At 35.7% G+C, this 12,300-nt stretch carries 13 protein-coding genes and 1 tRNA gene; 12 read left to right on the forward strand and 2 right to left on the reverse strand.

Features of this window, described 5'->3' with window-relative positions; all coding sequences use genetic code 11:
• Nucleotides 1-335: 335 nt before the first annotated feature.
• From O0955_RS16085 to O0955_RS16100, 4 genes are all read left to right on the forward strand, one after another.
• Nucleotides 336-1,529 (forward strand): glycoside hydrolase family 88 protein, encoded by a 1,194-nt coding sequence (locus O0955_RS16085; protein ID WP_269428582.1) that lies wholly within the window; start codon nt 336-338, stop codon nt 1,527-1,529.
• Between the two features lie 28 nt (nt 1,530-1,557).
• A complete protein-coding gene (locus tag O0955_RS16090) occupies nt 1,558-2,793 on the forward strand; it encodes a DUF2264 domain-containing protein (protein WP_269428583.1) in 1,236 nt (411 codons plus the stop codon).
• An 84-nt stretch (nt 2,794-2,877) separates the two neighbouring features.
• Nucleotides 2,878-3,717, forward strand: coding sequence for a 5-dehydro-4-deoxy-D-glucuronate isomerase (gene kduI / locus O0955_RS16095; protein ID WP_269428584.1), 840 nt, complete (start codon nt 2,878-2,880; stop codon nt 3,715-3,717).
• 18 nt (nt 3,718-3,735) lie between these two features.
• Nucleotides 3,736-4,503, forward strand: a complete 768-nt coding sequence (locus O0955_RS16100) for an SDR family NAD(P)-dependent oxidoreductase (protein WP_269428585.1) — start codon at nt 3,736-3,738, stop codon at nt 4,501-4,503.
• A 73-nt stretch (nt 4,504-4,576) separates the two neighbouring features.
• On the opposite strand, the gene O0955_RS16105 is transcribed toward O0955_RS16100, so the two are convergent.
• Both O0955_RS16105 and O0955_RS16110 read right to left on the reverse strand, forming a co-directional pair.
• Nucleotides 4,577-5,203 carry a carbonic anhydrase gene (locus O0955_RS16105; protein ID WP_269428586.1) on the reverse strand — a complete coding sequence of 209 codons (627 nt, stop codon included), beginning with the start codon at nt 5,201-5,203 and terminating at the stop codon, nt 4,577-4,579.
• A gap of 138 nt (nt 5,204-5,341) precedes the next feature.
• Nucleotides 5,342-5,926 (reverse strand): Crp/Fnr family transcriptional regulator, encoded by a 585-nt coding sequence (locus O0955_RS16110; protein ID WP_269428587.1) that lies wholly within the window; start codon nt 5,924-5,926, stop codon nt 5,342-5,344.
• A 109-nt stretch (nt 5,927-6,035) separates the two neighbouring features.
• On the opposite strand from O0955_RS16110, the gene O0955_RS16115 reads away from it, so the two are divergent.
• From O0955_RS16115 to O0955_RS16150, 8 genes are all read left to right on the forward strand, one after another.
• Complete coding sequence (locus tag O0955_RS16115) at nt 6,036-6,731, forward strand: HAD family hydrolase (protein ID WP_269428588.1); 696 nt, start codon at nt 6,036-6,038, stop codon at nt 6,729-6,731.
• Nucleotides 6,728-7,375, forward strand: coding sequence for a chloramphenicol acetyltransferase (locus O0955_RS16120; protein WP_269428589.1), 648 nt, complete (start codon nt 6,728-6,730; stop codon nt 7,373-7,375). The genes O0955_RS16115 and O0955_RS16120 overlap by 4 nt, the downstream gene beginning before the upstream one ends.
• A gap of 368 nt (nt 7,376-7,743) precedes the next feature.
• Nucleotides 7,744-7,820 (forward strand) — tRNA-Ala (locus O0955_RS16125).
• A gap of 262 nt (nt 7,821-8,082) precedes the next feature.
• Nucleotides 8,083-9,543, forward strand: a complete 1,461-nt coding sequence (locus O0955_RS16130) for a hypothetical protein (protein WP_269428590.1) — start codon at nt 8,083-8,085, stop codon at nt 9,541-9,543.
• 1 nt (nt 9,544) lies between these two features.
• Nucleotides 9,545-10,057, forward strand: coding sequence for a hypothetical protein (locus O0955_RS16135; RefSeq protein ID WP_269428591.1), 513 nt, complete (start codon nt 9,545-9,547; stop codon nt 10,055-10,057).
• A 135-nt stretch (nt 10,058-10,192) separates the two neighbouring features.
• Entirely contained in the window at nt 10,193-10,372 is a 180-nt protein-coding gene (locus O0955_RS16140; protein WP_269428592.1) for a hypothetical protein, read from the forward strand.
• A gap of 504 nt (nt 10,373-10,876) precedes the next feature.
• Nucleotides 10,877-11,416 (forward strand): hypothetical protein, encoded by a 540-nt coding sequence (locus tag O0955_RS16145; protein ID WP_269428593.1) that lies wholly within the window; start codon nt 10,877-10,879, stop codon nt 11,414-11,416.
• Between the two features lie 313 nt (nt 11,417-11,729).
• Nucleotides 11,730-12,287: a hypothetical protein gene (locus O0955_RS16150; RefSeq protein ID WP_269428594.1), complete on the forward strand. Its 558-nt coding sequence runs from the start codon at nt 11,730-11,732 to the stop codon at nt 12,285-12,287.
• Nucleotides 12,288-12,300 lie beyond the last annotated feature (13 nt).

Raw genomic sequence — 12,300 nt, forward strand, 5'->3', positions numbered from 1 at the left:
GCTTTTACATGATACACAAAACGCATATTTTAGATCATTTACCAGATGATTTTTATACTGATACAATTGATACAAATGCTGAACGGATTGAATTTAATAGCTGTTGTTTAAACTATTTTGCCTTTGAATTAAAAACTAATCAAATGACAAAAAAAGTTTTGCAAAAATTAATACGGCAGATAAGGCTCAGGATATATTTCAAAAAGCAGCCCACACCGTTCCGTCTGCAAGGCAATTGCGATGGCAACAGTCAAAACTTATTGCATTTTTCCATTAACACCGGCCGAATTTGGCCTTTATAAACGCTCAACACCATAAAACACGCATTCGACACCATGAAAAAAGTAAATTTAATTGCCGTACTCATCGCTTTAACCAGTGTTACATCATTCGCACAAAAAGCGGCGTTACCACAAAAGAAAATGGCTCAGCTTATTAATGATGAATTTAAATTCGCAGCCGATCAGTACAAAATTCTGAGTAAAAACATTCCCGAAGGAAAAACCCCTCAAAGTTTTGAAAAAGGTAAATCTGTAAACTACGATATCAAGTGGTGGTGCAGTGGTTTTTACTCAGGCAGCCTATGGTACATTTATGAGCAAACAAAAGATAATGCCATTAAAAATGAAGCCGAAAAAGCATTAAAAACAATTGAACCAAACCAAACCTTTACCGATAACCACGATTTGGGTTTTATGATGTATTGCAGCTTTGGCAATGCCTACCGCTTAACCGGAAAACCTGAATACAAAGCGGTTATTCAGCGCTCGGCAGAATCTTTAGCCACCCGTTACCGTCCCGCTATAAAATCTATTCAATCCTGGAATAAAAATAAATACTGGGAATGCCCGGTTATTATTGATAACATGATGAATTTGGAAATGATGAACTGGACAAGCGATAATGGCGGCGATCCTAAATATAAAGAAATAGCCATTACACACACCAATACCACTTTGAAAAATCATTTCCGCCCTGATTTTAGCTCTTACCACGTTATTGATTATGACCTAAAAACAGGTGCCGTACGTAGAAAAGCAACCTGGCAGGGTGCGGCAGATTGCTCTGCATGGGCCCGTGGACAAGGCTGGGCTTTATATGGTTTTACAATGATGTACCGCTTTACTAAAAATGAAGCATACTTAAAACAAGCAAAAGGTATTGCGCACTTCATATTAAATCACCCTAATTTACCGGCAGATAAAATTCCTTTCTGGGATTTTGATGCACAAGGTATTCCTTTTACAAAACGTGACGCTTCAGCAGGTGCATTAATTGCTTCGGCTTTGCTTGAACTTGGTCAGTACAGTACTGAAAGTGAAAAAAATGAATTTAAATCTGCTGCCGAAACCATGATTTACTCTCTTTCCAGTGAAGCTTACAGAGCTAAACTGGGTGATAATGGGGGCTTTTTATTAATGCACAGCACAGGTGCACTTCCTTTAAACAGCGAAATTGATGTACCCTTAATTTACGCCGATTATTATTACCTGGAAGCATTGGCCAGATATAAAAAATGGTATTTATAATTTTAGTTTGATTTATAACACTTGCAATATGAAATTGATTTTTAAAATTTCGCTGATCGTAATGGTGTGCTGCACATTTACGAGCGTTAATGCTCAAAATAAAAAAGCAACTACCGGTCAGCAAGATCGTGCTTTTTGGGCTAAAACTTTATACCGCATTTCCTATCCGGTTATCCATAATCTGGCAAACGGAACACTGAAGCAAAACATGCCTAAAGAAATAGGTCCGCAATACTACCTGAATTTAGAGAAAGTAACTTACCTGGAAGCGCTTGGTCGTACCATTGCAGGGGTAGCCCCATGGCTGGCTTTGCCTGATGACAATACTGAAGAAGGTAAAATGCGTAAACAATTGCGTACTGAATTATTAAAAGGACTGGCAAATTCTGTAGATCCATCTAATCCGGATTACATGAATTACAGAACCGAGCAGCAGCCCATTGTTGATGCAGCTTATGTGGCCCATGCTTTTTTACGTGCCCCAAAAGCACTTTGGGAACCTTTAGATGAAACCACCAAGAAACGTTTTGTTGAAGAATTTAAAGCCCTGCGCACCCGTACCGGCGCTTACAATAATTGGTTGCTGTTTTCGGGCTTAACCGAAGGTTTTTTATTAAGTATTGGCGAGCAATATGATCCTGCACGTGTTCAGTTTTCCATCAATAAAATGAAAGAATGGTATGTTGGCGACAGCTGGTATAGTGATGGCGCATTGTTTAGCATGGATTATTATAATTCTTACGTAATCCACCCAATGCTGGTTGATTTGCTGAAAGTACTGGTAGATAAAAAGAAAGCGCCACAAGCAGATTACGATCAGGCTTTAAAACGCATGGTTCGCTATGCGGAATTTTTGGAGCGTGTAATTTCACCTGAAGGTACATACCCGGCTTATGGGCGTTCAATTACGTATAGAACCGCTGCTTTTCAGGCTTTAGCCCAAACAGCATTAATGGAAAAATTACCAGATTATGTGTTACAGGCCCAGGTTCGCGGAGGTTTAACCAAAGTAATGCACAATATGTATGATGGCAATCAGAATTTTGATGATAAGGGCTGGCTCGTATTAGGATTTAACGGACACCAGCCAATGATTGCTGATCAGTACACTTCAACAGGAAGTTTGTATATGGCAACTTTAGGCTTCCTGACTTTGGGGCTTCCGGCCGATCATAAATTTTGGACAGATGCGCCTGCACCATGGACAAGTCTTAAAGCCTGGACAGGAGAAGCTGTTAAAAAAGATTATAAAGTTGAATATTAGTTCTGATTATAAGATTGTATAAATATATTTGTGATTAAGATCCACGACCGAAGCAGATCTTAATCACATCTCAAATTTTAATTAATGAATAAATTCGAAAGCCGTTACGCTCAAAGCCCAAAAGAAGTTAAACAAATGGATACCGCTACTTTGCGGGACAATTTTTTAATCGAAAATGTATTTGAAGCCAATCAGGTAAATTTAACCTTATCACACTTTGATCGTTATATTGTGGGTGGCGCTATGCCAGTTGATCAAAAAATAGATCTTCCAAACCCTGATGATTTAAAAGCAAATTTCTTTTTAGAACGCCGTGAATTAGGCATGATCAACGTTGGCGGAAAAGCAATTGTAACTGCAGATGGTGAACGTTTCGAATTGGAATATAAAGAAGCTTTATACATTGGCAAAGGAACCCAATCGGTTTCTTTCGAATCTGCAGATCAAAATCAACCTGCAAAATTATATTTAAACTCAGCACCTGCACACCATAGTTACCCAACTAAAAAAGTAAGCAAGACAGAGGCCGAAATTGTAGAATTGGGATCACCAGAAACGGCTAATCATAGGATAATTAATAAACTTTTGGTAAACAGTGTATTGCCAACCTGTCAATTACAAATGGGCATGACCGAGTTAAAATCTGGCAGTGTTTGGAATACCATGCCTGCACATACGCACGACAGAAGAATGGAAGCTTATTTCTATTTCGAAGTACCGGAAGGACAAAGTGTTTGTCATTTTATGGGGCAGCCACAAGAAACCCGTCACATCTGGATGCAGAATGATGAAGCGGTGATTTCTCCAAACTGGTCTATTCATTCAGGGGCAGGAACCAGCAATTACACTTTTATTTGGGGTATGGCCGGAGAGAATTTAGATTATGGAGATATGGACCATTGTAAAATTACAGAACTAAAGTAATCTATTTAACTCAACAACATGTCTTTAAATATATTTGAACTAAAAGGTAAAACGGCCCTGGTAACCGGTTGTAAACGAGGCATCGGAATGGCTATGGCCATTGCTTTAGCCGAAGCAGGCGCCGATATTATTGGGGTTTCGGCCAGTCTTGAGCTGGAAGGAAGCGCCATTGAAAAAGAAATTACAGCACTGGGAAAGAAGTTTTATGCTTATCAGTGTGATTTCAGTAAGCGTGAAGCCGTAAACGTTTTTATTAAAAAAGTTAAAACCGATCATCCGGTAATAGATATTTTAGTTAATAATGCCGGTACAATTTTACGCAAGCCCATTGCCGAACATCCTGATGAATATTGGGATGAGGTAATTGCGGTTAATCAAACGGCTCCATTTATTTTAACCCGAGAAATTGGTAAAGAAATGGTTGCCCGCGGCAGCGGAAAAGTGATCTTCACCGCCTCGTTATTGTCTTTTCAAGGCGGAATTACCGTTCCGGGTTATGCGGCAAGTAAAGGTGCTATTGCCTCTTTAACTAAAGCATTTGCAAATGAATGGGCATCTAAAGGGGTAAACGTGAATGCAATTGCGCCGGGTTATATTGCCACCGATAATACTTCCGCTTTACGTGAAGATGAAGATAGAAGTGCTTCAATTTTATCACGTATCCCTGCAGGCAGATGGGGGACACCAGAAGACTTTAAAGGGCCAACCGTTTTTCTTGCCTCAAAAGCAGGAGATTATGTACATGGCACCATTTTAACGGTAGATGGTGGCTGGATGGGAAGATAAATTATCAAGCCAACAGTTTACAATTTTCAACTGGCAGTTTTCAATTATAAACTGAAAACTGCCGGTTAAATACTTAATACAGTTTATAAATCTCCATTATATTTTTCAGAATCGCGTCGAAATCTATTTTCAAATCAATTAAACGCCCGGTATGGATATCAAAAACCCATCCATGTACGGTTAATCCACGTTCATTATAAGCTTCCTGTACAGCTGCGGTTTTAATCAGGTTTACACACTGCTCCTGAACGTTTAATTCAACCAGCCGGTTATAACGCGACTCCTCATCTTCAATTTTATTTAATTCATCACGGTGGAGGCGGTACACATCACGGATATTCCTTAACCAGGGATTTAAAATGCCTAAATCTGCCGGTTGCATGGCCGCTTTAACGCCACCACAGTTATAGTGCCCGCAAACCACAATGTGATTAACTTTTAAATGCCTTACCGCATAATTTAAAACCGACATTACATTTAAATCAACATTATTAACCAAATTGGCAATGTTGCGGTGTACAAAGGCTTGCCCGGGTTGTATGCCCATCAAATCTTCTGCAGTAACCCGGCTATCAGAACAACCGATGTATAAAAATTCAGGGCTTTGGCCCTTTGCCAGGTTGGTAAAATAGTCAGGATCAATAGCCAGTTTCTCAGCGATCCATTTTTCGTTATTTTTAAATACTTCTTCTACGTTCATTCGTTTTACATTTAAATTATGAGATCAAAAATTAACGATGGAATATCAATTGTAAAAAGGGTAAACCTATTCCGTTATAAAACTAAAAAAAGATTTCCTCATATCCATTAATTCATCACTGGTAATCTATTTTCAAGCTCAATTACGATGTATATTCTTTTGTTTTTGCTGTTTTAAAAGCCTATTAAAACTTCTGGTTGATATGCCAAGATAAGCGGCCATATCTTCTTTCGAAATGGTGATGTGTTCTTCAGTTTGTAATTTTAATAATTTATCCAATCCATACTCTAAAGTGTACAATTGCTGAAAAGAAGCCCGGGTACTGGTTTGAATAATTCGAGTAGATAACTCCTGAAGCAGAATATTGTTAAACTCCGTATTTTCTTCAACCAGTTTCAGGAAAAAATAATCCGGAATAGCGTAAACTGTAACCTCACTAATGGCTTCTACATTGCACAGACAGTTAATTTTTTTCAGCGCTTCCAGTTCGCCAACCACTTCGCCCTTACCCAAAAACTCGATAATAAAATCTTTGCCGTTCTCTTCAGAGATAAAACACTTTGTTATTCCATCCTTAACAATATAAATATTTTTAATGGTATCGCCCTGCTCAATAAACCTTGTCCCTTTTGGAAAAGATTTGAGCCTGATGTTTTTTTGCTGATCCACTTCCGTGTAAAAACGCTCTATAAAAGATAAAAATGTAAGGTTTGTTCGTAACATAATTTAAGTCAGGACAATTGTCCTTTCCTGCAGGTTTTAATTGGTTTATTTTTGCAGCAATAAAAGTAAAAATAACTAAGCAATCATACCCATAAAGATATACACACTGATGAAAAATAAGATTACCGTAATTGCTTTTGATGCCGACGATACCCTTTGGGTAAACGAGCCTTATTTTAGAGAAACGGAAACACAATTTGCCGGCCTTTTAGAAGATTATTTGCCTCATCATAGTGTAACTGCCGAATTGTATAAAACAGAAATAGCCAATTTACCCTTATATGGTTATGGAATTAAAGGTTTTATGCTGAGCATGATTGAAACCGTTTTAAGAATATCAGAAGGAACGGTTAACCCGGTAATAATAAGCAAAGCCATTCAGTTGGGGCAGGAAATGCTGAACAAGCCGGTAGAATTGCTTGACGGAGTAGAGGAGGTTTTAAAAGCATTATTCGGCCGTTATAAATTAGTGGTGGCTACTAAAGGAGATTTGCTTGATCAGGAAAGGAAACTAAAAAAATCAGGACTGGATCATTATTTCCATCATATCGAAATTATGAGTGATAAGCAGGAAAAAGACTATTTAAAATTGCTTAAACATTTAGATTGTCCGGCCGATGAGTTTTTAATGCTTGGTAATTCTTTAAAATCGGATGTTTTACCTGTGTTGGCCATTGGCGGTCATGCCGTTCATATTCCTTACCACACCACCTGGGTACACGAACATATTGATTACAGCATTGAGCACGCTAATTTTTATCAGATGGAAAGCCTGTCGGATGTTTTACCAAGATTAACCGCATGAGAAAAAAAATAGATATAAACACCTGGATCAGAAAAGATCATTTTAACTTTTTCAATACCTTTGATGAGCCTTTTTTCGGCGTTACCGTTGATGTAGATTGTACCTTTAGCTATAATGAAGCCAAAGCAATAAACGTTTCATTTTTTCTGCTTTACCTGTATAAATCTTTAGAGGCTGCCAACCACATCGAAGCATTTAAATACAGAATTATAAATGATGAAGTTTGGCATTATGATCAGGTACACGCTTCAGCAACCATTAGCAGGCCTGATGGCACCTTTGGTTTTGGTTATATGGATTTTTACAACGATTTTTCTGAATTTAAAACTGAAGCAATTGCAGAGATTAAAAGGGTAGAAAATACTACAGGATTAATTCCAGCCTCTTCCGGGCAAAACGTTATTCATTATTCGGCCCTGCCCTGGTTAGATTTTAAATCCATGTCTCATGCCCGAAAGTTTTCTTTTCAGGATAGCTGCCCTAAAATTTCATTCGGAAAGGTGAGGAGCGAAGGAGATAAAAAAATCATGTCAGTTTCCATTCATGCCAACCACGCTTTAATGGATGGCTTTCAGGTAAGTCAGTTTGTTGATGGTTATCAGCAATTACTTAATCAGAATATAAAGCAATTAATGCCGGGCTAATATTCTGTTAATAAACAGGGTTTAATTTAGGTGTATGCTTGTGGCTGCATTTATTATCCCTATTTATATTCTCGGATTTATTGCAATGTTTTATATGGATTCTCTGCTTAAAGCTTTGCAGTTTCTGTTTATGATCATGGTGGTTACATTTATGCTCTATTTATTTATCGTTTATCCCTTTCAGTCTGCATTGTTTGTCAGTAGTTTAATGCTCATGTTTACCGTAAAAATGAAAGACTAATCAGATCAACTTTCACTTTAATTTGTAAACAACAAACAAATTGCTATTTTTGCCAACCACAAAGGCAATTGGCTGATCAGGCTCAGGCTTAAAAAGCATAGTTGACAATTGGAAATAAACATAAAACGGGGGATTAGCTCATTCGGCTAGAGCGCTTCGCTGGCAGTGAAGAGGTGATCGGTTCGAATCCGATATTCTCCACCATATTAATGGCTACCTTTAAGGTGGCCATTTCTCGTTTAAAGAGGTTTTCTTTTCTAGTATGATGATCTATTGGTTAATTACTAAATGTTATAGTCCGTTTAAGTTTTTAATTATCTGTCTTTAAACTTTCTTAATGTCCACGTATTAATTGTTGTTTTATTAATGTAGGTTTAATATAATTTATTTTTGTATTTAGGATATTACACATATATTCGCTTAATCATCCCTGAAATTTGTAGCTAAACAATTAAATTTTAAGTAGATGAGAAAAATTAATGCCCTCTCTTTGCCATTAAAGGCAACCGGACTATGTATAATAATCCTAATTTACTTTATTACATCTTGTAAAAAGGATAGTCTGAACAATGAAAAACTTTCTAATGATGAACTTACAATCTTAAAAGGCTGGCAAAGCAAAAACTTTGATCAAAAAAGCATTTTGTTTTCAGGTATGGTTCCAAACTGGAACACTGTCTATGTAAATGAATTAAAGGATAAAACCGTATATGAGGTTGACTTAACAAGTACGGATAGTGCTTTTATAACCAATGGTTTTTTAAGTAAAGGTGATAAAAATAACTATCAATCAGTTAGCAGGTTTAAGCTGTTAATATTTAAAGATACTAAAACAGGTAAAATAACCGATGGTTACTATATGAGCAGTTTATCAAATGAGCCTGTACATTATACTGAGGTAAATAATTTTACGGGCTATATTTATTTTTACAATAGAAAAGGCAATTTTATCAACGGATGGGTTTTTAATGCTGGTAAAGCTTTACAAGCCATTAGCCAGGGTAACGAAGCAGGTTATAGAGAAACTCTTAATGCAGGTTTGAAAGAAAAAATCAATATGAACAATTTTGGTAACGGAAAAATTCAGGTTGCTTCGCAAGAATTCTGCTATACTATTGTAACCCCAATTTATGGCATAAGTTGTATCCAGGCTGGTGATTCACCAGAGCCAGTTTGTAGTACCTACATTAAAGGTTATAACTATGGTAGATATTGTACATCTGTAGAAATACCAACCGATGGAAATGGTGGCGTAACCCCTGATCCTAATAATCCACGTGGACAGACGCCTAATATACCAACTCTGCCAACGGTTCCTGATGAAGGTCGTGGTGACATAGTTAACAAAATTAAAGACCCATGTTTAAAAGCTATGGTGCAAGCTTTATTAGATAAAGGAATTGAATTTACAGCCGAACAAACTTTAAATAGTATTTTTGGAGATAATAGTAGTATTAATTTGAGTTTTGACCAAGCTACATATACCAGTGATCTTACAGATGGAAGCACTACGCCACCAATAGTAACATTCAAAAATGATGGATCAATTAATACTTTTAATATTACAATAAAATTAAATGAAAAGACCCTGCCTAATGCATCAACTGAGTTTATAGCTTCAACTATTATACATGAAACTTTACATGCTTACTTTAGCTATCGTGACAAGGTGTTTGATCCGGATAGACAACATGATGAAATGGCAACTGAACAATATATAGCTTGGTTTCAAGCAGCGATTAAGAAAATGTATTCGCAAATGGATAATACAGATGCTTTAGCTTTAGCATGGGGTGGATTAGAGGGTACTCCTGCTTATGATACTTATAAAACTAATGATCCCTATAGTGTAGGTCAATTATGGCTGACAAATTCTGAGTATGCAGACGGAACAAAAGGTATAAAATGTCCACAAAAAACGAATTAAAATGAAAAGTTTTTTTATAACAATCTTACTAGTAATTGCAATTGCTATACATATAAAAGCACAGAGTATTGCTCAGTTAGATTCTCTAAATAACCTAATTTCTAAGCATTATATAAAGCTAGATTCAATTTTTAAAGACTGCCAGTTGCATTATACATTAATGAAAATGGAGGTTGATGACCATAATAAAATAATTGAAATTAATTCTTTGAATTCTATTCCAGAAGCTTTTTTAAAGTTCTTTAAGCCATTGCAGGAAATGCATTTTTCAAAAGAAACAAATGCTAAAAAAACAATTTTGTTTTTATATGTTGTTTACCCGAGAAGAAAATGCAGCATTAGTAATGGAGAGTCTTATGCTAAATCAGATCTTAAAGCATTTTTACCTGAAATAACATTTTTGTTGGCAAAACAAATAAAAGAAAATCCAAAAACAATTTATGACGATGGAAGTGTCATTTACAGCTATCCCGAATATTTAGAGACCAGGCAAAGGGTGAAGACAAAAAATTAAATAAAAGCCACATGAAATATTTTCGTGTGGCCTTGTTGCTTTTTATGAAGCGATATTACAAATAATGTAGATGATCCGTGTTTAAAAACTATGGTTCCGAAAGAAATAGATTGAGATATTAACTTTTCAGCAACTATGAAAAAAATCTATCCGAATATGGGGGATGAAGATGCATTAGCATTGGGAGGCTTAGAAGGCACTCCTGCTTATAATGCTTATAAATTAGCAGAACCTTATAAAGTAGGTCAGATGTTTTTAGCTAATTCAGAATATAGAGATGGACCAAAAGGAAGTAAATGCTCTACAAAACAATAACAATATGAAACGATTTACTAGTACACTTTTTTGCATTATGCTATAATTTTTATTGGAAATAAATTAATGTCACAAGATGTGGTACAAACAGACTCTGTTGGGAAACTAATTGTTAAATGGGATAAAATTAGATTCCATCTTTAAGGACTGTGAATTGCATTATGCAATGATAAAATGGATATAAATAAGCTTAGCCAAGTTACCGATGTAAGTGCTTTAAATAACATTTCTAATGAATTCTACAATATCTTCGCCCCTTTAAAAAAAATGGTTTTTCCTAAAATTAAGGGTTCAATTAAAAAATGAGTCGTATTTATCTAAGTTATTTATCCCTGAAGGAAATGCAATCCCGCTGAAGTTTCATAAATCTACTTTCACTTATTGTATTCCGGAATTTACGCATTTACTTGCTGAGCAAATAAAGCAAAATACTAAAACAATCTACTATGGATTAATAGAAACTTATCCGGAAAAAGAGTAACTAATAGAAATGAATAAAATGATATGAAAGAACACGCTAGATTTATCTATTTAATAATAGTCTTTTTAGGAATTGTTCCTATGCTTTCTGTTGCCCAAGCTTCCCGTACAGAAACAATTCCTGATTGGCAAAAAAAAGTATACAAAATACTGATGAGAGATAAATCCAGCACAGTTCTGGAAGATAGCATCGCTATGTATTCTTTTAATTTCAGGTTAAAAATTGTTAAGTCAAAAGAAAATAAAATAAAAGTGGATCAATTACTGGTTAGCGATAGTTTGCTATATAAAATATTCCCAACTTATAAAGAGCTTTACAATATTGATTATAGTTCTTTATTAAAAACGCGTAAAAAACTAAATCTTGTTATTCCAATTTTAATATCCAATACTTCACCTACCGGAAAGAGCAAATATGAAAGGCAAAGTGAACAACCACTTGTAAGTGTTGAATCAGCTATGGATATTGCTCAAAATTCGCTAACTTCTATAATTACAAAAAATGAATTTGAAGATATATTACTTTTAAATCCGGTTGTTATTAAAATAGTTAATATAAGATAGAGAACCCATTTTGGTGAAAATTACGGCCTTTAATCTAAATTTTGATGCTTCAGAGGCATTACCTTTAACCGAAACCGGGATTATTCGACGACTTAATCAATCGGAGTTTCAAACTTACAAGTGCACAACTCGATACTTTAAGAGCCGGTGGTATAGAGAAAAAGCAAATCTCATCATCGCAACAGAGTATAGATAATTTGATAGAAACGTTTGGCAAACTAATAGAACTTTTACTAACCGTTACCATCTAACTTGCTAAAGTTCAACAGAAAAAGTTCTTATCTTCATCATAACTTAAATTATTCTGATTGTTATGAAAAAAATGATGACCATTTGTTTTTGCCTGATCATTTGTATCGGGGCAAATGCGCAAAAAAGTGTTCCTGAAATTAAACCCGGTTCAATAATGAATGCAATGGCTTTGGTAAACGGGCAGGAATTTCCGCTGGTTTTAACTGTAAACAGTTTAACAGCACCCCTAAGTATTGGCTGGTCTGTTGATGGTTATGGCGAAGGTGCTTTTGAAATGAGTGCCAAAGCGGTAGATAATGCTACTAAACTACTCAATGTAACCCAGCCCGCTTTAGGTGTAACCAAATTGGCTGATGATGAAACCTTTTGCATTTTATCAAAGGAGGCTTATAAAAGTTTAGTTGATCAAAAAACGTTTACCTACAACGGCATCAAGCTTAAAATAAAATCGCCTGACGATGCCACTCAATTTAAAATTAATGGAAAAGATACCGATGTAAGTCATGTAGTTAGCGAAGATGATAAACTACATCTTTGGATATTAAACAATGCAGCTTTGCCCTTAATTGTACAATCAACGGGCTTAACCACTGATATTACCATAAGTGAAATAAAATAGATTTATTCTTTGA

Origin of the sequence: Pedobacter punctiformis (assembly GCF_027213715.1) — a bacterium.
GTDB classification, from domain to species: domain Bacteria; phylum Bacteroidota; class Bacteroidia; order Sphingobacteriales; family Sphingobacteriaceae; genus Pedobacter; species Pedobacter punctiformis.